At 34.6% G+C, this 23,873-nt stretch carries 14 protein-coding genes; 7 read left to right on the top strand and 7 right to left on the bottom strand.

Annotation, left to right across the window (positions count from 1 at the left end):
- Window positions 1-524 precede the first annotated feature (524 nt).
- Window positions 525-674: a hypothetical protein gene (locus LEM02_RS05250; RefSeq protein ID WP_226080342.1), complete on the top strand. Its 150-nt coding sequence runs from the start codon at window positions 525-527 to the stop codon at window positions 672-674.
- A 445-nt stretch (window positions 675-1,119) separates the two neighbouring features.
- Here LEM02_RS05250 and LEM02_RS05245 read toward each other — a convergent pair whose 3' ends face one another.
- A complete protein-coding gene (locus LEM02_RS05245; RefSeq protein ID WP_226080340.1) occupies window positions 1,120-2,406 on the bottom strand; it encodes a Na+/H+ antiporter NhaC family protein in 1,287 nt (428 codons plus the stop codon).
- A gap of 173 nt (window positions 2,407-2,579) precedes the next feature.
- Between LEM02_RS05245 and LEM02_RS05240 the strand changes: the two genes are divergently transcribed.
- Both LEM02_RS05240 and LEM02_RS05235 read left to right on the top strand, forming a co-directional pair.
- A complete protein-coding gene (locus LEM02_RS05240; protein WP_410543382.1) occupies window positions 2,580-5,036 on the top strand; it encodes an ankyrin repeat domain-containing protein in 2,457 nt (818 codons plus the stop codon).
- Window positions 5,037-5,186: 150 nt separating this feature from the next.
- Entirely contained in the window at window positions 5,187-6,110 is a 924-nt protein-coding gene (locus LEM02_RS05235) for an RluA family pseudouridine synthase (protein ID WP_226080373.1), read from the top strand.
- Window positions 6,111-6,117: 7 nt separating this feature from the next.
- Here LEM02_RS05235 and LEM02_RS05230 read toward each other — a convergent pair whose 3' ends face one another.
- Together LEM02_RS05230 and aspS are read right to left on the bottom strand one after the other, a co-directional pair.
- Complete coding sequence (locus tag LEM02_RS05230) at window positions 6,118-7,380, bottom strand: MFS transporter (protein ID WP_226080329.1); 1,263 nt, start codon at window positions 7,378-7,380, stop codon at window positions 6,118-6,120.
- 35 nt (window positions 7,381-7,415) lie between these two features.
- On the bottom strand, window positions 7,416-9,218 hold the full coding sequence (gene aspS / locus LEM02_RS05225) for an aspartate--tRNA ligase (RefSeq protein WP_226080327.1): 1,803 nt from the start codon (window positions 9,216-9,218) through the stop codon (window positions 7,416-7,418).
- Window positions 9,219-9,350: 132 nt separating this feature from the next.
- Here aspS and LEM02_RS05220 point away from each other — a divergent pair, with 132 nt between their 5' ends.
- Window positions 9,351-10,550, top strand: a complete 1,200-nt coding sequence (locus LEM02_RS05220) for an ankyrin repeat domain-containing protein (protein ID WP_226080325.1) — start codon at window positions 9,351-9,353, stop codon at window positions 10,548-10,550.
- Between the two features lie 62 nt (window positions 10,551-10,612).
- Here LEM02_RS05220 and mutS read toward each other — a convergent pair whose 3' ends face one another.
- The gene (gene mutS, locus LEM02_RS05215; RefSeq protein WP_226080323.1) at window positions 10,613-13,123 is read right to left on the bottom strand and encodes a DNA mismatch repair protein MutS; all 2,511 of its coding nucleotides are present in this window, start codon (window positions 13,121-13,123) and stop codon (window positions 10,613-10,615) included.
- A 113-nt stretch (window positions 13,124-13,236) separates the two neighbouring features.
- Here mutS and LEM02_RS05210 point away from each other — a divergent pair, with 113 nt between their 5' ends.
- Window positions 13,237-15,771, top strand: a complete 2,535-nt coding sequence (locus LEM02_RS05210; protein ID WP_226080321.1) for an ankyrin repeat domain-containing protein — start codon at window positions 13,237-13,239, stop codon at window positions 15,769-15,771.
- Between the two features lie 41 nt (window positions 15,772-15,812).
- On the opposite strand, the gene LEM02_RS05205 is transcribed toward LEM02_RS05210, so the two are convergent.
- Window positions 15,813-17,897 carry a cytochrome c-type biogenesis CcmF C-terminal domain-containing protein gene (locus LEM02_RS05205; protein ID WP_458695373.1) on the bottom strand — a complete coding sequence of 695 codons (2,085 nt, stop codon included), beginning with the start codon at window positions 17,895-17,897 and terminating at the stop codon, window positions 15,813-15,815.
- 155 nt (window positions 17,898-18,052) lie between these two features.
- On the opposite strand from LEM02_RS05205, the gene LEM02_RS05200 reads away from it, so the two are divergent.
- A complete protein-coding gene (locus LEM02_RS05200; protein WP_226080317.1) occupies window positions 18,053-19,294 on the top strand; it encodes a hypothetical protein in 1,242 nt (413 codons plus the stop codon).
- Window positions 19,295-19,508: 214 nt separating this feature from the next.
- Here the strand turns inward: LEM02_RS05200 and radC are convergent, their stop codons facing one another.
- A complete protein-coding gene (gene radC, locus LEM02_RS05195) occupies window positions 19,509-20,189 on the bottom strand; it encodes a RadC family protein (RefSeq protein ID WP_226080314.1) in 681 nt (226 codons plus the stop codon).
- An 855-nt stretch (window positions 20,190-21,044) separates the two neighbouring features.
- On the opposite strand from radC, the gene LEM02_RS05190 reads away from it, so the two are divergent.
- On the top strand, window positions 21,045-22,151 hold the full coding sequence (locus LEM02_RS05190) for a D-alanyl-D-alanine carboxypeptidase family protein (RefSeq protein WP_226080312.1): 1,107 nt from the start codon (window positions 21,045-21,047) through the stop codon (window positions 22,149-22,151).
- Between the two features lie 378 nt (window positions 22,152-22,529).
- Here LEM02_RS05190 and LEM02_RS05185 read toward each other — a convergent pair whose 3' ends face one another.
- Window positions 22,530-23,870 (bottom strand): DNA recombination protein RmuC, encoded by a 1,341-nt coding sequence (locus tag LEM02_RS05185; RefSeq protein WP_226080311.1) that lies wholly within the window; start codon window positions 23,868-23,870, stop codon window positions 22,530-22,532.
- Window positions 23,871-23,873: the final 3 nt, after the last annotated feature.

Genomic DNA, 23,873 nt, shown 5'->3' with positions numbered 1-23,873 from the left:
AGGAGGAGTAGAAAAGTGGGATATTTCATGTAAAAAATTAAAGGAGTTTTGGCTTGCCAGTAGTTTGTGTAGATACCCCATATGAAAGCGGCAGCTTTGTCTGCAAGAATCAATAAAACGTAAAATGATACAGAGTATAAACAAATGATGAGGGGCTGAACTATATAAAGAAGTACTGAAATAAATCAGTGAATCTTGTCAAATTAAAATAGCACTTGGAAGTAAGACAGTTAACATGCAGCTACCAGCAGATTGTTGGGACAATAAGAGGGTTATTAAAATATACGGGATAAAGCTCGGTCAAGGGTCAAAATTTGAAAGCTTGTCTTTAAGAATAAACAATTAAGATTTGGATGAAATGGTGAACTTCAATTGAACATTGGTTTATGGTTTAGAGGCAATAAGTCATTGGAGAAAAACGACAGTGCTCTTAGAACAAAACAAAAGATAGAGAGTTAATGGGGTATTAACTACTGCTCAGGTGTTGGTACTATGTTAGCAATGACATATAAAGCAACTTTTGAATGGATAGATTTGAAGATACAGTACAGTTGGGGCGTATGGGGTTACCTGAGACAATATGCTTCTGGAGGGTGATCGGCATGGTAGTATATCAAAATAGGGCCATGGAATGTCAGTATGTTATATGGGCTGCACAGTGCCACCCAAGTTAGTAGAAAAATTTTTAAGTTGAAAAGCTGGGGGTTAAAACTTGCAAGGAAAAAAAGGGATGAAAGAAAGCAATTGTAGCAGTAGCAAGAGAAAAATTGGCTGTAATTATGCACAGGATGTTGGTCAATAAAACAGAATTTTGTTATTACAATTAAGAGGAGTATAAACAATAATTTTTACTCGAGGTAATGCCGATGGAAGGATAAGCAAGAAAAACGAAGCCTAGACTTCGTTGGGCACATGTTGCCGTCCACTTCCACCTAACAAGTATAGTGCGGCTTGACAAGTTTGTTGTCTATCGGACCGCGGAAGAACCATGGAAGCACACTGCTCTTGTATGTAAAATTAAAATGCTCTTGAAATATGTTGGCTGGTTTATATAAAAATTATTGTTGACTTATGTGCAATTAGAGAACAAAATGTAATATGAAGAGAAATCTTCGTACATTAAGTTGTAGCCGCGCAACGTCTGCCATTGATGATTATTTCACCTACTGTAACTGCTGCTAAAATAAAGCAGTAATACACTTGTGTTAACAAAGAAATAGGTGAGACAGAAGCAATGCTACCTGCTAGCAGCAGCTGGGAACCATAAGGCAAAATGCCTTTTGTAACGCAAGCAAAAATGTCTAACAAGTATGCACTACGGTATGACGGAATATTATGCTTTTGCGCGAGCCTTTTTGCAATATCGCCACTTAATAAAATAGCAATGGTATTATTAGCAACTAAAACAGTAAACATAGATGCTATGCCCGCTATTACAAATTCAGCTTTAGTTTTTGTGATATTGCTTTCATCGATAAGTTTGTGTAATGCCTTTTGACCCTGCTTGTACATTATATGACTCAATCCGCCAATAAATAGAGCAAATATCACTATCTCGTTTACTTTTTTGAAACCGTCATATATGTCATGAGAGAGTTGAATGATAGTATAGTCAAAAAAAGTCATCCCTAGTACACTAGCAACAATTATATTTACGGTTATTGTTACTAAAGTAGTAACTTCAAATAACCCCATGATTATTAAAGAAATATAAGGAATAATCTTTATTACTGATAAATAATCTAAATTTGATGTAGGAATAATTTTTGTACTATCTGCCATAACTGCTAGATAGACAAGTGTTATAATGCTGGCAACAAATGCTACTTTAGAATTTACTTTAAGTTTATCCTTTATCGTAGCCCCCTGTGAAGAAACAGATGCAATAGTAGTGTCAGATATCATTGAAAGGTTATCACCAAATACGGCACCTCCAACTACAGTCGCAGTTCCTATTTCAAGACCAAAAGCTCCACTTTTTGCTAAGTTAACAGCTATTGGTACCATCAATACAACAACTCCCATAGATGTACCAATCGCAGTTGATATAAAAGCGGAAGCCAAAAATACTCCAGGCAGTAGTAATCTTGCTGGAAGAAAATTGAGAATTAAATTAGCAACAGTATCTGCACTACCAATTGATTGAGTCACCACAGAAAATGCTCCAGAAAATAGAAAAATTAAACACATAGTAAGGGTATTTTTGTCACCCATACCCTCGATAACAGTATCAACGTTACGTTGAACTTTACCTGCATTGCGTGCAACAGCAAAAAATAGCGCCGGTAGTAGGCAAATTACCGGCGAAATTTGGCGAAGCGGATTATCAATTCCAATAAAGGAAAAATAGACACCACTTCCAAGGTATAAGATTAAAAAAATAACCAAAGGAAAAAAAGCTGTCATTTTACTGCCTTAAAACCTATGATTATAATCAATTAAGTGGTTTCAGGCAAGCTTGGTTTTCTGTAAGTTAATAACAGTCCTTTTAGACTCTCAAGTTACGCTATGGAAAATGTGTTGACTATTCTACTATAATATATAGCATCAAAAAATATTCTATAGTATGAGGTAAAGCTATGGTAATGACATATGAACAGTGGAACATAATATTAGGTGTAATTGATCAAGAGGTAAATTTAAGTAAAGACAATGTAATTGAAAGAATAAAAGAGCGATTAAAGGAAGCAAAGATACTAGGGCAAGCAGAAACATCAAGAATGTTAGAAGAGATATCGCATGGATTAGAAGTATCAAGCGAGAGTACAAGAGTACAAGAGACACAAGAGCCATTAAAAAAGAGGCTAAAGGTAGTAAATGTACTGCAGACAAAAGAAAAAGCAAAAAAGAGACTAAAGGAGTCAAGGGTACCAAATGCGCAACAGATGGTAAAAAGAATGCTAAAAAAGTTAGGTGTACAAGAGACATCAGAAGAACCAAAAGCAGTGGCGCTAGAGGATGTGCTAAATGCACGAAAGATCTCAGAAAGGGTACCAGTGATGCTAGACGCACGAAGGATGCTAGAGACACTAGAGGCACTAAAGAGAGCAAGTGGAAATGTGTATAGAGAGTGGGAGGAAGATGAGTTTGATATAAATCATTGGTTTACAGTGAATTGTTTTAATGAATGTTTTCCATACACGTTATTGTATTTAGCTATTGATTTTAAGCTCAACAATGTAATAAATGCTATGCTTGAAGTAAAAGAAATCAATATTAACGCAAAAGGTCCATTTTCTGCATGGAGTGCTTTACATTGGGCTGCTGAAACAGGCAATATAGAAGTAACACTCAAGCTACTACAAAAAGGGGCAAATGTTGATCAATTGGATTCATCTGAACGAACTGCCTTACATTGGGCTACTGAAAAAGGCGATATAGAAATAACAGAGATCTTAGTAAAAAATAAAGCAGATGTTAATGCGGAGGATCTAGCAAAGTTGACTGCTTTATATGAGGCTGCCAGGAATGGCCATAAAGAAGTAGTAAAGATCTTAATGGCTAATGGAGCAGATGCTAAGAGGAATGGGACACTTAAACTTACTCCTTTACATATTGCTGTCGCAAATAACAATGAAGAAATGGTGGTGTGCTTAATAAAAATGGATAAAAATATTAGCGAAAATATTGAGGCAGTGGATGTATTTGGATGGACTCCTTTATATTGGGCTGCTGCAAAGAATGATACATTAATATTATTTATTGTATTAGAGGCCATGTTAAAATGTGGTGCAAATGTTAATATAGAGGATAATTTAATTGGGCGATCTCCTTTACATATTGCTGCTGTAAATGGTAATGTGGAAGCAGTGAAGCTTTTAATATACTATGGAGCAGAGGTTAACTATAAGGATGCATGGGGATGGACTCCTTTTAATTGTGCTGCTGCAAGAGGCAATATAGAAATAATAAATTGTCTAATAGCCAATGGAGCAAATATTGAGACGAATGATCTACAGAAAATATCACTTTCTATTTGTCCATATAATTATCTAGAAGCAGCAACTACTATAATACAACTTGGAATATGGAAGGATGTGATGAAATTGATGGGAGCTGAGTTTTTACGTTGTGCTGCCGGACATGGTGATACACTAATGGTACATGCTCTATTAGAAGCTGGAGTAAAGGCTAATACAGGTGATGATTTAGGATCAACTGCTTTACATAAAGCTGCCAAGTATAACCATCCGGAAGTAGTAAGGATCTTAATTTTATATGGAGCAAATGTTAATGCGCAGAATGGTTCAAGGGAATCTCCTTTAACTTATGCTGTCGAACGTAGAAACTGGATAGTAGTAATAACCTTACTATGCTATGGCGCAAATCCTTCATTGCCTGATAATTGTTATGAAACTGTAAGAGATTTAGCTGAACGTCAAGGTATAAGTAATCTTCTAGTGGAAGCAGAACAAATAGCACTAGCTATACGTACACAGCTTGACTTAGAATCAAGTATATTCAGAAACAGATCATTACTGATAGTGCAACACATATCATCATATATGTTGAGAGTAATAGAATTACATCTATCTATCAGCTTTGAATTTATGGTAAGAGGTCAAGCTAATCAAATTGAACAATTACAGTATAACGCTAAACTTAATGAAAAAGGAGTAACACTTATAACTGACCGCATTCAATGTATGCAGTTAGAAACTAACACTAAAGCGTGTCCAGCTGAAATGGATGGAGTAAAAGAACAAATATTACATAGTCCTTGCAGGTGGTCATATCGCACTAAAAATGTTAATGTAGGAAGAGTAACACCTTTGGCTAATGGCATTGCGCGTATGCAGTTAGAGCCTAGTACCAAAATGAATAGAATAAAAAAACAAAGATATAGTCCTTACAGGCGGACATATCACACTACAAATGTTAATGTAGAAAAAGCAACACCTTTAGCTAACAACATTGAGTATACGAAATTAGAGCCTAACACTGAAGCGTGTTCAGGCCCTAATACTCATCTTTCTAATATAGAAAAACTATTATTAATGGATTCAAGACCTTCCCCGATTATAGCAAAGTATTAGAATATTATAGGATTTTCTTTAGATCGATTTAACCAATCACGCTCGAATGATAGATGTAGAGGTAACTGATACTGAAAGTACATTAGGTAGAATTGTGTGTTATTAGATTTCGGTGTACGCTACTTTCATTATAAAATTTCTGTAGTTAAGATGTCAGAAGGTATCAAAACCATATTAGTAAAAGACAATAACGTTAGGCTTGATAGGTACATTAGAAGAATTTTTCCCAATCTAAAGCAATCTACAATCGAAAAGTCTTTAAGGAAAGGATTAATCAAGGTCGATAACTGCAAGGCAAAATCCAGCGATAAAGTGAATTCTGGGCAAACTATAACGATAAGATACTTAGATTATATAGAAAACACTAATTCTGATCGTAAATATAATGAAAAGTTAGTGAATCTACTAAGAGAGACCATATTATATGAAGATGAGTACATATTAGCTATAAATAAACCCGCAGGAGTAATCGTTCAAGGTGGCATAAAGGTAAAAATTAGTATTAGTGATTTGCTTAACCAAATAAGAGAAGGGGAAGTATTTAAAATTGTCCATAGACTTGATAGAGATACAAGCGGAGTAATAATATTCGCGCGCAATGCCAGTGTTGCAAGATACCTTATGGAAGAATTTAAAGGACGTAGAATAAAAAAAATTTACCTAGCATTAACTTCTGGTATACCGAGCAAAGATAATGGAATAATAGACTACCCATTGGTGAAAAAATATATTTCAGGGCAAGAAAAAGTAGTTATTGATGAAGACTCACCTCAAAATGCCACTACGCATTTTTCAATTATATCAAGATTAAAACATAATGTTGCTTATTTAAAATTACAACCAATTACCGGCAGAACACATCAGTTACGTGCACATTTAGCTCATATAAATTGCCCTATTCTTGGTGACGGTAAATATGGTGGTAAAAAAGCTTTTATCGATGGGGTAGTAAATCAGATCCACCTTCATTCGCATTCTTTATCTTTAAAATTGCCAAATAATAAAGAAATCACTATTACTGCTCCTATCCCTAGGCACATCGAAAAATCTATTGAAGTGCTATCTTTCAACTGAAACGATTTCACCAATCAACTTTTCTATCTTTGGCTTTAATTTGAAGTACAGATATTAGGCTAATTAGTGCGCAGGCAGTAAGATAAATACCTGCTGCAAATTTTGTTTGAGTTTTTTCTATAAGAAACATGCATATCGATGGAGAAAGGCCGCCAAAAATACCTGCAGATATGTTATGTGCTAAGCTGAAGCCAGTGCATCTAACTTTCGTTGGAAATAACTCGCAGGCGAGAGAATTATATATTCCAAAAGATGCACCTATCGGTATGCTCATCAACAGAAAAGTGAATGTTATAATATAGTGATTAGCATATGATAATAGCGAAAGTACCGGCAAGCTAACACAAGCTAAAGTTACTAATGTAGGAATTATCACATTTTTTCTTCCAATTTTATCAGAAAGTATTGCAAACAGCACTGCAGACGTTCCAAATGTGATTTCAACCATGATCCTTACTAGATTTTTAATATCAATGCCTGAAAGAATAAGCTCTTTTACAGATATGTTGTAAAACATGATTACTGAATAAACAATTGCGTTTTGAGCAATGCCAAGTCCAATTGCTATCACAAATGCTCTTTTATAATTCTTGATTAATTCTAAAAAGGGAGAGTTAGATAAGCTTTTATTTTGGTCATGAGTTTTATATGCTAGACTCTCTTCCATTATGTATCTTATTAAAAAACCTATAATGCCCATAACAGAGCAGAAATAGAAAAGCAACCTCCAGCCCCAAATCTCATAATTTTCACCTGTAAACTTTTTGCAAATAGCTATCATTACAAAACATGTAATAGAACCAAGAGCACCACTAAAAGCTTTTATGCTACCTAAAAAGCCTAAATTCTTTTTATCGCTTGAATGCTCTATTAAAAAGGCTGAGTTAATGCTCGTTTCCCCTCCTGTTGCCATTCCTTGTATTATTCTACAAAGCAGAAGCAATATAGGAGAAAATATTCCTATTTCTCTAAAACTTGGTATAATTGCAATTGCAGTAGACGATATTGAAGCTAATATTACGGAAGTCAGTAAAATTTTTCTCCTGCCATACTTATCTCCAATGTAACCAAAAATAAACGCACCAAGTGGTCTAAATCCAAAGCCAATTGCAAAACTGCCAAGAAATTTGATTGTGCTCAAATAATTATTTTCTGAAGGAAAAAAAACGTTGCTTATTATATGAGTTAAAACTCCAAACAGAGTTACTTCATACCATATAATCATATTGCAGATTATGCTTGATAGTATTGCTTTTTGAATATCGTTCATGACTTCCAGCTTACCACACTCCGCTATAAAAATTTTTATTCAATAACATTTAAAGACAACTCACGTAAATGTTTATTGTCCACTTTAGAAGGAGCACCCATTAGAACATCTTCTCCTTGCTGATTCATAGGAAAACAGATTACTTCACGAATGTTTGGTTCATCGGCAAGTAGCATAACCATTCTATCAACCCCCGGTGCTATTCCACCATGAGGAGGAGCACCGAATCTGAATGCACGCACAAGTGCGCCGAATTTTGTATCAACTTCTTCTTTGCTATAACCTGCAATAGCAAAAGCCTTATACATAATATCCAACTTGTTATTACGAATCGCCCCACTTGACAGCTCTATTCCATTGCAAACAAGATCATACTGGTAAGCAAGGATGTCCAGCGGATCTTTTTCTTCTAAATCTTTCAAGCCACCATGTAGCATGGAAAATGGGTTATGAAAGAAATCTATTTTTTTGCTTTTATCGTCATACGCAAAGTAAGGAAAATCAATCACCCAACAGAATTTGAAGATATTGTCATCTATAAGACCTAGTTCTGATCCCAAAAGAATACGCACTTTCCCTGCAATTATTGCTGCCTCATTTTCCTTATCAGAAGCAAAAAATACACTATCTCCAGGTTCTATATTTGTTATTTCTTTTATGGAATTTAACCTATTGTCATCAAGGAATTTAGCAATTGGTCCTTTTGCAATTCCATCTTTATCGAACGTTATATATCCAAGACCTTTAGCACCGAATTCTTTTTGTGTATGTTCTATTTTTTTATCAAAAAAGCTACGAGGTTCTTCTGCTGTTTTAGGAGCAGGAATGGCTCTCACTACCATACCACGCTCGATATTGCTTTTGAAAATATTGAACTCTGAATCACGGAAAATTTCTGTTACATCACTAATCAATAGTGGATTGCGCAGATCTGGTTTATCAGAACCGTATTTGAGCATTGCTTCTTTGTATGTAATACGTGGAAAATCTTTATCGACAGACTTGCGAGAAAATTTCGCGAACACTTTATATAAAGTAGATTCAATAACCTGAAATATATCCTCTTGAGTCACGAAAGACATTTCAAGGTCTAGCTGATAAAACTCCCCAGGAGAACGGTCAGCCCTTGCGTCCTCATCACGAAAACAAGGTGCAATTTGAAAATATTTATCAAACCCCGAAACCATAAGCAACTGCTTAAAAATCTGCGGAGCTTGTGGTAATGCATAGAATTTACCAGGATTTAGTCTGCTTGGCACTAAGTAGTCACGTGCACCTTCAGGAGAAGAGGCAGTAAGTATTGGAGTTTGAATTTCCAAAAATCCTTGCTCTATCATGAGCCTCCTGAGCTCTGAAATGAGCTGTGAACGCAGAATAATGTTATTACGAACCTTTTCACGTCTTAAATCAAGAAAACGGTATTTAAATCTCATGTTTTCTGGGTATTCTTGCTCGCCGGCGATACTTGCTAATATACTCCTTTCTTCTTTTGCTATTTCTTCATCACAGTGGAACTCAACTTCCGATTCAACTTGTAAATTACTAACTATAACTTCAATTTCTCCTGTGGAAATAGAGCTATTTACCGTATCTTCAGTTCTAGCTTTGACTATTCCTGTGACAGCAATCACACTTTCTGATTTTAAATTTGAAATTTCATCAAAAAAGTCTTTATCATTATTGAATACCAGTTGAGTAATTCCATAAAAATCTCTTAAATCAACAAAGATTAGGTTACCATGGTCACGTTTACGGTACAGCCACCCAGAGAGAGTAACTTCCTTTCCTACATCATTCTTCCTCAGTTCATTACACGTGTGAGTTTTATATCGGTTCATTTAATTCAAATTTCTAGAATACAGAAAGATTATAAAATAAATTAGTCTTTGGGCAAGTAATACAAGTAAATGCTTGCTCCATTTAATTTGAATCTGTTATACTAACACAGGTATGATAATGGGGTTGAGGTTATGAGCAAAGAAAATTTAGTAAAAAGTGTTTTTGAGGCAATTGAAAATAAAAATCTAGCAAAGTTAAAAGAAATCTTTGAACCACTTCCTTATAAAGTAAAAAGGGAAGTCTTAAATGGCAAGTCTAGTTCTATTACATTACTGGAATATGCTATTCAACCTCACTTTTTTTCTGATGAGATAGTTGAGTATTTGATAAAGCAAGGAGCAGATCCTAATAAAATGCTTGATAATCAATGCTTCTTGCTGCACATCGCAGTCCTAAAAGGCAATCTTAAGAGTGCGAAAGCGCTAATCGATCACGGTGCAGATATAAATGTGAAAAATCAAGGTTTTGAAGCATTAGAGAATATGAAGCTTTCAAATGGGATAAATGGTCGAACTGCGTTGCACTTTGCTATTCAACTATACAATGAGTATAAGGTGAAAGTTGAAGTATATCATGAAAGTAAAGCAGAGTTTGATAAGAAGGTAGAAACTGGTGGCTTATCAAAAATAGATAGCAAGTATGAAGCAAAGCTCAATGAAATTAAAGAGCTTCAGAAAGATGAAGAAAAGACCTTTAAAGCACAATTACAAAAAGCAAAGGATGAGGCGAATTTGAAAACGTCTTGTAGATTACAAAAAGAACTATATGCTGCTCATAATCCTAAGATGGAAATGTTTCCTAATCAAAGAAAAGAAGCTGAAAACAGTAAAAAGGAAGAAATTAACAAATATACAAAACTTGAAGAGGATGCAAAAAAATATGATGAGTATTTAGCAAAAACTGATGAAGCTATCGAATTTGTAAAGTTTTTAGTCAGTAAGGATGCAGATTTAACTGCTCAGGATGAAGTGGGAAAAACTTCTCTTGATCTTGCAAAGACAAGATCTGACAATCAAGAACTGGTAAAATTTCTAGAAAATGCTTTTGTTTTTCAGGAAAAGAAAAAAGATGATCCAATAAACAAACAACAGCCTAGTAATATACAAATAGGTCTTTGCCTAAGAAAATTCGCTGTTATAAGTGTAACTGCAATAACTTGTGCTTTAGCGTTATATCTTCTTGCCCCATTGATAATCGGCTCCTCCGCCGGAGTTGGTACTCAATTGGCATTGGGGGCTGTAGGTGCAGTTGTAGGTGCTGGAATTGGACACTTGACCAATGTGGCAATAGATCAATGCTACGTTAATTCAGCTACTCAGAAAGCTGACTAAAATTAAAGCGCCATAGATTGCTAAAACTCCATAATTGTGGAGTAATATAAATGTTACTTTCCTCAAGCCTTTAGCTCCTCAAATACTTCTCTTGCTCTGTTTAAAACAGAATCAGGAAAACCAGCAAGTTTTGCTACATGTATTCCATATGACTCATCTGCAATGCCTTCAATTACTTCATGTAAAAAGATGACTTCTCCTTTCCATTCTTTTATTTTCATACAAAAACATTTCACATTTTCTAAGTATTCACCTACTTTAGTCAATTCATGATAATGAGTTGCAAAAATGGCGCGGCACTTATTTATGTTGTGAATGTGTTCAATCACCGCCTGTGCAATAGATAATCCATCATATACCCCTGTGCCCCTACCAATTTCATCAAGTATCACCAAGGAACGATCTGTTGCCTGATTTACTATCGTTGCTGTTTCGATCATCTCTACCATGAAGGTGGAATAACCAGCTGTTATATTATCTGTTGCACCAACCCTGCTAAATATCTTGTCAATCACTCCAATATGCGCACTCTCTGCTGGCACAAATGACCCCATGTGAGCTAAAACTGCAATGAGAGCGTTTTGCCTCAAGAAAGTGCTTTTTCCAGCCATATTAGGACCAGTAATTAGATGTATACCAACTAAATTTATGCTATTTGCAATAAATTTATCGTTAACTTCAACCACTGGATGTCTTCCGCTACAGATATTGAACTCTTTACTGTCATCAATAATGGGTTTTATGTAATTATTTTGCACTGCAAGCTCTGCAAACGCGGTTCTAATATCAAGTTTTGCCAAAGCATTTGCAGCAAGAGCAATTTTTTCAGATTCTTTAGCGACTTCACTACACAGTTCACTAAAAATTTTCACTTCTAAGCCGATTGCAGCATCACGTGCCGTAAGAATTTTATTTTCTAGTTCTTTCAATTCATTAGTAGTGTAGCGCATGCTATTTGCTAAGCTTTGCCTATGAATAAATATGTCCGAAGTTATTTTGTGATTTGCTGACACTTCAACGTAATAACCAAGTATATTGTTGTGTAATATTTTGAGTGCGGCAATGCCAGTTAGGTCGCGATAAGACTCACGGAGTTTGGTTATTAGTTTATTACTATTATTTAATATGTAGGATAACTCAGATAGTTCCTGGTTATATTTTGGATTGATAAATCCTCCTTCTTTCACGGAACTGAGGTTATTATTAAGTATAGCACTATTTAACAGTTCAAATAGGTCTTTATGATTGCCAAGACTTTTATGTATTGTGCTGAGTTCACTCTCGTCACTATTTATCACCTGAGTGGTAGACACTGACTCTTTTTCTCTAGTCAAGCACTGGAATGACATCTGAGAGTTAGCTGCTGGTTCTTCACTTAAACAATAATTATGCAAGATAGACAAAAGCTCAGATAACTCCGAAGTTTTTCCTAGGCCTATTTTTAATAGGTTCATATCCTTTGGTGAACCACGTCCTAGTATTAAGCGCGACAATGACCTCTCAATGTCTGGAATGTTAGATAATATCTCTCGTGTTTTTCTGCGTGGCTCATGATTATTTACAAAAAATTGAGCGGTGCTGAGCCTCAAATTAATTGCCTTAGAGCAAGCAAGTGGTGAAGCGAGCATTTGTTTGAGCAGGCGTCCACCAGAGGCTGTAACTGTGTGATCAATAACTGAAATTAGTGAACCTTTCTTTTCACCAAATTGAGTTGAAAACAACTCAAGATTTCTCCTTGCTGAAGCATCAATAAGCATGAAATTTTGTTGCTTATAGGTTTTTGGGAATTCAAGCCTTGGAATGGAGCCCCTTTGTGTTACTCTGACATATTCAAGCAGTGCACCGCATGCCATGATTTCTATTTTGCTGAAATTTCCTATACCCCCAAGTTCCCTGATTTTATAAAACTCGCATAACGTTCTGTGAGATTTACTATATTCAAAAAAACTCTGTGCGTGTTGTGTAATTGATATTTTATAATTTTTTAAAATCGATCTAATTTTTTCGTCCTCAGTGAATTTTTCAGAAATTAATAATTCTCTTGGTGATATACGCAATAAATCACTATCTAGAGCCTTCAAACTCGTTAAAGTGTGAAAAAATTTTCCCGTCGATAATTCAAGCCAACTAATAGCATATTCGTCATTTTGTTCAACTATGGATGCGAGATAATTATTGCTTTTATCCTCCAGTAGTGAATCTTCTATAATTGTACCTGGAGTTACAACTCGCACTACATCACGTTTTACTATGGATTTATAGCCCCTCTTTTTTGCTTCATCAGCAGTTTCTAATTGGTCACAGATTGCTACTTTGAATCCTAAATCTATTAGCTTGTGCAGGTAAGACTCACTACTGTGTGCTGGCACTCCACACATTGGTATTTCTTGCCCATTTGAATTGCCCCTCTTGGTTAGCACTATATTCAGCAATTTCGCAGCTTTAATAGCATCATCGAAAAACAATTCATAAAAATCGCCCAGTCTATAAAACAATAAATGATCCGTGTATTGAGCTTTCAAATTTAAATATTGCTCCATTACAGGAGTATTTTTTTCTCTTATTAAGTTCATAACATTTTTAAATATGTTAGCAGCAAACCACTTACTCTGGTGTTGGTTGTTTTACTATGGATAAATAATTTTTCTTAGCTATAGTACAAAAACAAATAGTTTGAGGTAGAATTATGGAATATGAACAGTTGTTAAAAATATCAAGGACAATAAGTGACTTAAATGAGAACAATATAATCGAAAGGGTAAAAGAGGAATTGGAAAAAGAAGATCCAGACACGTATAAAAAGTGGCAAGATAATGGATTTAACATAAATTATACATTCGATGATCAAAGTACATTGTTACATATAGCTGCTAGAAATGATCTTGTAAAGATAGCAGAGCTTTTAATAAAAAAAGGGGGTAATGTTAATACAGCAGATCAAGATGGATGGAATCCTTTACACTTTGCTGCTGCAAGTGGCAGTATAGGAGTGGTAGAAATTCTCATAGCAAACGGGGCTAATGTTAATGCAGCAGATCAAGATGGGTGTACTCCTTTGCATTGTGCTGCTCACAATGGACATAAAGAGATAGTAGAACTCCTGTTAGACAAAGGGGCTAATATTGATGCAGTAGATAAAGTTAAGATAACTCCTTTACACGCCGCTGTTCACTTTAGTTATACAGAGGTAATAAAAGTTCTCATAGCAAAATGGGCTAATGTTAATACAGCAGATCAAAATGGGTGTACTCCTTTACATTGTGCTGCTGTCAATGGACATGAAGAAATAGTAGAACTCCTATTAGACACGGGAGCTAATGTTGATGCAGTAAGTCAGGCTGAGAGTACTGCATTACATCATGCTGTTTCTGCTGAAAATTGCAAAACGGAAATAGTAAAAAAACTCATAGAAAAGGAAGCTAATGTTGACGTAGCGGATGAATACGGGCGTACTCCGTTATGCTGGGCTATTAGAAATGGCTATTCAGAAGTAGCAAGAATTCTACTTGAAAACAAAGCAGATCCTTTATTGGGACATAAGAGTTTTAACACATTAAAACTCTTGATTGAATTAATAAAAAATGATTTTAAGCACTCTAAGAAAGCAGAAGAAACACAGCAACAAGAAGATGATGAATATGAATTGATTAAATACTCGTTGCTACTTCGCAATGACTGCTCCTTAACGGATGTTGTCGAAAGAAGTGCATTTGGCAAGCTGATATCTACGTGGCTTGTTGACATGTCCAACTTAACAGAGAGTCAGAAGGAGTTGAATAAAAAATTCTTAAGTATTTTTAAAGACTTTCCACATGTTACTTATAAGGATTATAAGAACGATGTTAAAAAAATTAAAAAATTTTTATTGGATCATAAAAGTAATCAAGATCTAAAAACCATTCTCAACCTTAAAAGAGGAGAATCTAAACTGACAATACTGCATGTGCTATCAACTATGGAATGTAGCAATGCGGGAGAATTCATGGATTTACTTTTAGAGGCAGGGGCTGATCCTAATGAAAAGGATGGTACAGGAAGAACGCCTTTGCATTATGCTACTCGTTCTGGTCATTGTGATACAATTATCAAATTGCTTCTAAGGAAAGGAGCTAATCTTGATATAAAGGATAAAAAAGGTAAAACCCCAATAGAATTTGCAGTTAATAATCCCAACCTTAATATTAAAGAGCACTTTTTAACTGATGATGTTATTTATGAAACTCTTCGTAAAAAAACACAAATTGACCTTAATGGAAAAGATGAATGTATAAATTTATGGAGTGATTTCACGCTAGATAACCAAAACCCATTGAAATATTTAGATTCATTAAATGAAGCTCAAGATATAAATCAGCTAGAACAGATTGTAAATGAAGCTATAAAATCTGGTGTAAGGCTCAATTTTACTTATAAGGGAAATATATATGAAAATACTTATGAGAGTAAGTATAATTTTACAGATTATGTAATAAGAAGAATTAGTGAATTAAAGATTTTTCAAGTTGAAAGGGACATAGAAGTTGCTAGTCGCATAGTATGTAATTTGGTAAAAAGAGGTGCAGTATTTGAAACTTTAAGTAGTATAATTGTAATTGATAAACTAGAGAAGTTTAAAGACCACAAAGCTAATCTGAAAGAAGCACGTAAAAGCTATATACATTATTCTCTAAGGTTTTTGGAAGCTGCAAAAAATGCAACTACTGGTAAGGTAAAAGAGGCAAAAATGGACAGCTTCACTTTCTACTGGAAATACTCAAAGAATAGTGTAGTCGAGGTTGCAAAAGTCACAAATGGAACAGATGAAAGTACAGAATTGCGAAGAGACGTGATAGCAATTGGTAAAAACGAGGTAGAAATTATAACGAAAGGTAGGGTAAGAAATTATACTGACCTTATAGGTAATATAGTACTGACTTTTCATACTGATTTGTTGGGAAAAGTAGATGTCAGATTGTATTCTGATGTGCAAGATGAAGGAAAAATTATAGTAGAAGTGAGTAACAAGGAGGAAATATTGGAAAAGTTTAAAAATTATAAAGAAGAGTTAGGTGAGAACTGCTCGCTTGGTGGTTCTCCTGTCTACGACGCTATTAAGCAGGGATATTTTAAAAGGCCTGAGGAAGTTTCAGAAAAAGATCATGTAAGTTCTTCATTAGAAAATATATTTTTATTTCCTATTGTACAACAGAACATAGAGAAAATTCGCTCGCAAGGTTATTAGTGTTGCTTAGCTTAAGTTTAAATTGCCAAAAAATGCAAACTTTATGATGCTGAAGGAACTACTTTTTTGCTAGAAGAAAAAGCAGCAAGTAGTGAACCAAAGGCAATGAGAAAAGATCCAAGCCAAACTATAGACATTCCTGGTTTATAGTGTACTTTGGCTGCGATTTTGCTTTTATTTTTGTCAATTTCACCAATAACAACATAGATATCAGAAAATAAATTGTGATAAATGCTGCTTTCAACATTTTTTTGACCTTCTGCAAGGTAAAATCTATATTCAGGAGTTACATCACCTATTACCTTACTATTAAGCAAATTCCTGATATCCATTGTACCTCTTACTGCATGGAAGTTTTTTTCTTTTATAAATTCAATGTTTCGTAAAGTGACTTTGAATTTATTGACTGTTATGCTGTCTCCTATTCCCAAGTAGTTTTCTTTTTTTTCCTGCCAACCTACTGAGCAGGCTATACCAAGCACAAGGATTGCCACTCCAGCATGAGCAAGCATCATTGCATAGTAGGATTTAGAAACTCTTCTTGCTAATAAAATTGATTCGCTTTTAAATAAACGAATTCTTTTACTGTATGCTTCTAAAACAAAGATTAATAATGCTATGGAGATAGTAATTGATAGCACAATTATTAGCTCCATGTGAAAGATAAACGGCAAAATAGCTGCAGCACTGCAGAATGAAAATCTATATTCGTGGAATATTGGTAATAGACTATTTCCCTGCCAACGGCAGTATTGCCCGATTATGGTGAGCACTAGAATAGTGAGTGCAATAGGATTAAGTAAAGAATTGTAATATGGTGCTCCAACTGAAATTAATTCACCGGTTAAATACTCAAGCACTGTAGGGTATAAAGTGCCAACGAACACGATGAAAAAAGCTGTAATAAATAATAGGTTGTTTATTAACATCACTGTGAAGCGTGAGAAGAATCTTCCACTTTCCACTACCTGAATAGCTTGACTGCTCATTTCTTTTTTTCTGGATTCCAGTGTCAAGCACTGGAATGACACCAAAGATGCACAATTCTTTCTCGTAAATACTATGAATATTACTAAGCTACCAATTGTAATTACACCAAGTAGAGCTAATATATATAGCCCATACCTTGAGTCATCTGCAAACGTGTGCACTGAGGTGAGTATTCCTGAGCGGACTAGAAATGTTCCAGTTACACTCAATATAAAAGTTGTAAGCGTAAGTAAAATAGCGAAATTCCTTAAAGTATTGAAATTTCGTACAACAAGCAACAAATGTGTCAGCGCCACTGCAATTAGCCACGGCATCAAAGAAACGTTTTCCACTGGATCCCAGAACCAAAATCCACCCCAACCGAGTTCACGATATGCCCACCAGCTACCCAAGCTGATGCCCAAAGTGAGCAGCGACCAAGAAATAAGTACCCAAGGTCTGACAATTTTAGCCCAAACATTTCCTTCAGTATTTAAAATTAATCCAGCTATAGAGAGCGAAAAAGGAACGCTAAATCCAAGGTACCCCAAATATAATATCGGTGGATGAATAGCAAGGCCTATATCCTGCAATATTGGATTAAAACCAAGACCATCTGTTTCGATGCCTGGCATTTTAGTGAAGGGGTTTGATTCAAGTAAAGTGAACAGTAAAAAACAAAAGCAAATCAGCCCATGAGTGATAAGAGATATTTTTTTTAATTTACTACCATTAGTTCGTTCTGGTGTCATGCAAGTAGCTGACACTGAAATCCAGTCTTTATTACACTGCCATTTGATGTACTCATTTGCAATTAAATTACAGTGTCTGGGCACTGGGATGACAGAAGGTATATAAATATCCATTAGTAATAAATACATGACAAGCACTAAGGTCCAAAGCAACATAGACCCTTCTTTATTTCCCCAAACACCACAAATCTTATAGATCAAAGGTTTTGTTGTGTGTGAGTGGTAATATACGTTTTCAAGTGAGAAATCATTTTTAATGTGGCAGTAGATCAAAATAGCCATTGATGCTGACACACAAAAAAATATGGCAGAGGAGACGAATCGGTAAGAACTAAACGGTAGAAACAAATACGTTAAAGATAACAAACAGGCTACCAATAACAATATATTCCCAAATTCAGGCATAAGATTCATATAATGATATTACTAATAATAAATTGGGAGTTAAAGTTTTAATATAGGAACAAAGTTAATCTTCAATTATATTAATAGTAAGTAAAAATTAAACATTAAGCTTTTATACTTTATATTATATAATATTAATATTGTGAGGTAATATTATGGGCACAACTAAGATTAGTGAATTTCTATTCAATATAAAAGGTAAAGTGGCAAAACAACATGCTGAACCAATAATTGAAAAAAATCTCTATACTATTTTAGGATTCAAAGATGTAGAAGATTTAGAACATAAGACAAGTAAGTCTGTTAACAAAAAAATTTGGCAGCTATTTATTGATTGCTTTACAAAGGAAATAGATTATGTAGCAACTAAGCAAGTTGTAAAAAACGTTGTTTGTAATATTGCCAAAAGTGCCCAAGGCAATGCTTTTACTGAAGCTGAAAGCTTAATCTTAAACGGAAAACAAGATAATAAAAAGAGAGAAAGAGCGATTAAAAAAGCTACTAGTATTTTAAAAAAAATCAATCCAGAAAAAGCCTTCAATGAACTTTCAGTAATAAAAAAACAAGCCGAAGATTTTTTACAAACCGATTTTTATAAGGCGCAGAGCAAACCACTGCCAGGATTTGCTACATCTGGTGCGCAGCTTTTTGCGGAAACTTTGAAATATATAGAAACACTAGAAAAATTATCAGAAGTTAAAAAGGAGGATTTAACTAAGAGTTTCCTATTAAATTATATTAGTTCACTGAACAAAAAGTATCCTAAATCACAAGGTAAAAGGGAAGATGCTATACGAATACTATCAAGCGATGAGTTGAAGAATTTTTATAATAAAGGTGTAGAAGAAGGAATACTACAACCGCTGTTATCATATAAAGAATGCAGAAATCTGTATGATAAAATGAGCCAAACAAAGAATGAATGTATAATCAAAAAAGAAGAGCAGGAGAAAGCAAGTAAGTCAATAACCAGTATAATTAGTGACATAAAAAAATGTAGAGAAGCAGTCCTTAGTTGCAAAAATTTTCAGAGCTCCTACATAAAGGAAAAAGCAGAACACCCATTTAGAGGCACCTCATGTCAAAAAATGATTGATATATATCAAGAGAGAATTGCTGGATATCAGGAAAAAATTCGTCAAAACCTAAACCAAATAAGAACAATATTAAAAGATACGCCGCAAGATGTGGAAGAATTTAAGGAAATAATCAATTGTGTGAATGAAGCAGAGCAGTATGATAAAATTTTTGATTCGGTTTTAATTTGTTTACCGAACATACAGAATAAGCTAGATATTCAACCAGAAAATCCCCTAACAGAACTCAGAGCTTCACAAATTAACGTTGAAATTGAGCTAACTAGGCTCTGTGAACAAAATATTAGAGTAAGCATGTGAGTGCTTCAACAAAATTCAAAAAACCAATAAAGACCTCATAAGTCTTATCAAAACAGGAGGTTTCTAATAGTGGCAAATACCATGTATTTCTTTCAATTTGCCACTACCTAAATCACACATTGTCTTCCAGAAGGAAAATTTTTGTTCCACTGGCAACCACCTCATGTATAGATTTACTTCCATAATAAGAAAAATGGCAAAAGTAATTTTAGATCTACTCTAATAAAAGCCTATTTTCCTTGAAACTAAAATAGCTACTAAATGTGATAATAATGTGATCTATTAATTCTATCCCTACGCTTTTGCAAGCTTCTGCAAGCTGTCTAGTGAGAAACATATCGCTGCTTGAAGGCTGTATATCTCCACTTGGGTGATTGTGGGATATTACAATCGATGTTGAGCCAATCAAAAGAGCGCGTTTTATGATCTCTCTAACATAGAGAGGAGTTTGATCTATTGTACCAAAGTTTTGTAGATCTTCTGCTATTAGACGATATCTTTTATTCATATAGATAACACGAAAATTTTCTTTATTAAGGCTTCCTATACTTGCTTTTAAATAATCAAGCAATTTTTTCCAATTATTGATTATAGGTAAGTCCTTTATTTCTTCTCGTGCAGAACGAACAAAAGCCTGTTTCACACAAAAGATAGCAGATATGGCTGCATTATTCACTCCTTCAATATTCTGCAGTACTTCTAAATCGGCATTAAAAACTTTATTTAAACTGCCAAAATTTTCTATCAAACTCTTTGCTACTGGCTTTACATCAATTCTACTGTATGCTGAATATAAAATGTGTTCTAAAATCTCATAGTCAAGTAATGATTGTCCATTATCTAAAATAATTCTCTCTCTTAAGCACTTTCTATGCCCTTTTTTGTAATCTTTCATTATTCATGAATTGCTTATCTCTTATAATAAGAAATTGAATTTTTAAGTAAAATATTTAATAAAACACATGAAGCATAATTGTAAATTTTTGAAGACAGCAAATGAAAGTAGCCCCTCTCTTGTCATCTCCTGCTCCCTCCTTCTTGTCATTCAAGTAGCCTCTATCCCAGTGTCCCTTCTATATATCATCCCAGTGCTCCTTCTATGTCATCCCAGTGCTTGACACTGGTTTCTTACCAACAAAAACCTAGCATAACTTTTGTGCTCAAAAAATTTCCAGCATCAAGTGCTGGAATGACATAGTAGAATGTCATGCAAATAGCCCCTTTGATATCATTCCAGTGCTTGACACTAGAATCCAGACTTTAATTGTTATACTTGTAAATAACTCTGGTAAGAACAAATGTTCATCTCAAATGCAGTATTTTTGTTGAAATAGCTCAACTGGATCCCAGTGTCAAGCACTGGGATGACACCTCAAATATTAATAAATTTACTAGTTATAAAAAAGGCAAAAAATCCCCGTGTAACGAGTTGTTGACCCTATAATAATGTAAATTGGCGCTGTAATAATGTGCTAACGCTTAAAATAAGCGCGTTTTGGCTGAATGTAGAAAAAATAAAAAAGACATGCAGCTGCTATAATTTTTATGTAATTTGCCAATAAATATCTGAGTTTTTTACTGAATTTTTGTTGTTGAACCCGCGCGGATCGAAAACAAGGATAAATACTCTTATTGTCATAAGAAGGGGGCTGGCGCAGTTTGTCAAGGAAGTTTTATGCGAGAGATCTATTGAAATGCTCGTGCAAAATCATACTATTAATTAGTACACTATAAATTTAAAATTATAAATATGTTAAGCAAATTAGTAACTTTGCTATTAATTTTTATACTCCCTTTTAATTCGTACTCATATCAGTTTAGAACTAAAGCAAAGCAAGCAGTTGTTTTAGATTTAGCTTCAGACTCTTTCATTTTTGACCATAATTCCAGTGAAAAAATGGCCCCATCTTCAATGAGCAAGTTAATGACTTTATATGTAGCTTTTGACTACCTAAAAGCTGGAATAATAAAAATGGAAGATAAATTTCGAGTAAGTAGAAAAGCATGGGAAAGGAAAGGCTCTTCTATGTTTTTGAAAGAAGGTCAATTTGTTACGGTAAAAGAACTACTTGAAGGAGTTACAATTGCCTCAGGTAATGATGCATGCATAGCGCTAGCCGAGGGTATTGCAGGATCAGAGGAGAATTTTGTTGCTGAAATGAATGAAGTTGCACAAGATTTAAATCTTAATGATAGTCATTTTGTTAACTCAAGCGGGTGGCCAGATGAAAACCACTTTATGAGCGCAAAAGACTTGGTAACACTGGCAAAAAGGATTTTTACTGATTTTCCTGAATACTATGATCTATTCTCTGAACAATATTTGACATACAACGATATTGTACAAAAAAATAAAAATCTTTTACTTTTCCATGATATTGGAGTTGATGGTCTAAAGACAGGTCATACAAGTGCTGGTGGTTATGGCATTATAGCATCTGCAAAACGGAACGATAGAAGAATTTTTGCTGTCGTGAATGGTTTGGACACCGAGAAAGAGCGAATAGAGGAAGCAAAAAGACTAATACAATATTCCTTAAATCATTTTAATACCAAGAAAATATTTGCTAAGGATAGCGTAGTTGAAGAAATAAATATTGTTTATGGAAAAGATAAAAAAGTGCCCGTTACAGTTGCAAACGATGTTACCATAACTTATAACCGCAGATTACATGATAAAATTAAAGTGCGTATTGAGTATAAAGATATGGTACCCGCACCAATTAAAAAAGGTCAAGAAGTGGGCAAAATTTTTGTAGAAATACCTGGTACTGAGCAACAAACTATACCTGTTTATGCAGCAAATGATGTGCAGGAATTGAGCTATATAAAAAAAATTTTTAGAAAGTTATTTTAATCAGCAAACATAAGTTAAGGAGACCAGAAAGAATATCTAAGTGACAGCTAGGTACCCGTTCAGATGCATGGCAAATATTGAAACCCGTGCTTCTTTTCTTGTCACCTAAGTAGCCTCTATTCAAGTAGCCCTTTTGTTGTCATTCCAGTGCTTTGACACTGGGATCCAAGAAAATTCACAAGCAAGCTATTCGGTAAGCTTATGCTAAATTTGATGAGCTTAAATGGAAAAATGGATCTCAGTGTCAAGTTCTGGTTAATGTTCGTACAGTTGTGTGCTTAACGCTGGGATATTTGTTCCTATTTTCTCGTCTATCTTATTTTGCCACTCTGCTGAACAGATACAGTTAAAGAGACCAGAAAGAATATTTAAATGAAGCTAGTCTACTTTCAACCCCTCAGCATGTAAACTGCGTGGTAAAGATTCCAACTCTTTTGCAGCAGTGAGTTCTTTATTTTTTGCATGTATACCAAGCTTATTGAATTCTCGGGCAGCAGGAAACACTCTTGCCTCAAGCGAACCAGCAGTTTTATTGTAATGATCAACAGCACTTTTTAAGCTTCTGCGTAAATTATCAAAATTTTCGCCCATTGTGCAGATTCGCTCATATAAAATATGGCCTAGTTCACTTATTTTCTTTGCATTTTCAGCTATCATCTCTTGCTTCCATCCATAGGCTACTGCCCTAAGTAGCGCGATTAAAGTGATTGGTGTTGCAATAATTACTTTTTTTTCTATTCCAATTTCTATCAAAGCTGGTTCACATTCTAGTGCTGCGCTGAAAACCCCTTCTCCTGTTAAAAAAAGCACCACAAGCTCTGGCGTATTTTCAAATTGGTTCCAATATTCCTTTCTGCCTAGATCATTTATATGTTTTTTTATTGCCAGAGAATGATTCTTCAATTTTTCCTTTTGTATCTGTAAATCATTTTGCGACATAGCATCCATGTAAGAATCAAGTGGTACTTTAGCATCTATTATTATTTGCTTTCCTGATGGCATTTTTACTATTAAATCAGGACGTAACAAATTGTCCTCATTTTTATCAATTACTGAGGCTTGAGTAAAAAAATCGCAATATTCAATCATTCCCGCCATCTCTATCACTCTTTTGAGCTGCATTTCACCCCACTTACCTCTAATGTGAGGTTTCCTCAAGGCGTTAGCAAGGCTAGAAGTTTGGTTCATTAATGCTCCAATTTGCTCCCTTAAACCTTCGTAGGCCCCTACCCTCTCTTTCTCTAGCTCACGTATTTCACTGTCGAATTTTTCTAATTTTTCTTTTATTGGAGTGATAACTTCGTTGATCGTTGCTTGCCTTTTTTTGAAGTCACTTTCTGTTTCTTTTAGCTTATTATCGATCACTTCTTTTGCTAAGTTCAGAAAATTATTATTGTTTACCTGAAGAGCATCAAGAGAAAGTGCTTTAAAAGTGTTCGTAAGCCTCTCCTCTGCTTTTGTTAGTAATTCTATTTCCTTTTTCTTTTCTTCACGCTCTTTTTGAAGAATTACTTCAAGTTCTGCGTTCCTCACTTTCAAATCAACTATTTCCCTATTTTTATCTACTAAAGCCTGTTTTGCCTCTTGAAGTTCATGTTCTACTTTAAGTAAATTCTTCTCAAGATTCTCACTAAATTTTCTGTTCTTTCTTACAACAATATAGAGAAATAGTAGTAAAAAAAGGAAATTCAATACAAAAGCTATAGAATTGAAAAGCATCAG

Origin of the sequence: Wolbachia endosymbiont of Tribolium confusum (genome assembly GCF_020405475.1) — a bacterium.
Classification (GTDB): Bacteria; Pseudomonadota; Alphaproteobacteria; order Rickettsiales; family Anaplasmataceae; genus Wolbachia.
This window is presented reverse-complemented; position numbering and strand designations above follow the sequence as displayed.

Coding starts and splice junctions, on each gene's coding strand:
- LEM02_RS05245 (WP_226080340.1), bottom strand. CDS start 2,406: ATGACAGCTTTTTTTCCTTTGGTTATTTTTTTAATCTTATACCTTGGA.
- LEM02_RS05220 (WP_226080325.1), top strand. CDS start 9,351: ATGAGCAAAGAAAATTTAGTAAAAAGTGTTTTTGAGGCAATTGAAAAT.
- LEM02_RS05185 (WP_226080311.1), bottom strand. CDS start 23,870: ATGCTTTTCAATTCTATAGCTTTTGTATTGAATTTCCTTTTTTTACTA.
- LEM02_RS05250 (WP_226080342.1), top strand. CDS start 525: ATGGATAGATTTGAAGATACAGTACAGTTGGGGCGTATGGGGTTACCT.
- LEM02_RS05205 (WP_458695373.1), bottom strand. CDS start 17,897: ATGCCTGAATTTGGGAATATATTGTTATTGGTAGCCTGTTTGTTATCT.
- LEM02_RS05235 (WP_226080373.1), top strand. CDS start 5,187: ATGTCAGAAGGTATCAAAACCATATTAGTAAAAGACAATAACGTTAGG.
- aspS (WP_226080327.1), bottom strand. CDS start 9,218: ATGAACCGATATAAAACTCACACGTGTAATGAACTGAGGAAGAATGAT.
- LEM02_RS05230 (WP_226080329.1), bottom strand. CDS start 7,380: ATGAACGATATTCAAAAAGCAATACTATCAAGCATAATCTGCAATATG.
- LEM02_RS05210 (WP_226080321.1), top strand. CDS start 13,237: ATGGAATATGAACAGTTGTTAAAAATATCAAGGACAATAAGTGACTTA.
- mutS (WP_226080323.1), bottom strand. CDS start 13,123: ATGAACTTAATAAGAGAAAAAAATACTCCTGTAATGGAGCAATATTTA.
- radC (WP_226080314.1), bottom strand. CDS start 20,189: ATGAAAGATTACAAAAAAGGGCATAGAAAGTGCTTAAGAGAGAGAATT.
- LEM02_RS05190 (WP_226080312.1), top strand. CDS start 21,045: ATGTTAAGCAAATTAGTAACTTTGCTATTAATTTTTATACTCCCTTTT.
- LEM02_RS05200 (WP_226080317.1), top strand. CDS start 18,053: ATGGGCACAACTAAGATTAGTGAATTTCTATTCAATATAAAAGGTAAA.
- LEM02_RS05240 (WP_410543382.1), top strand. CDS start 2,580: ATGGTAATGACATATGAACAGTGGAACATAATATTAGGTGTAATTGAT.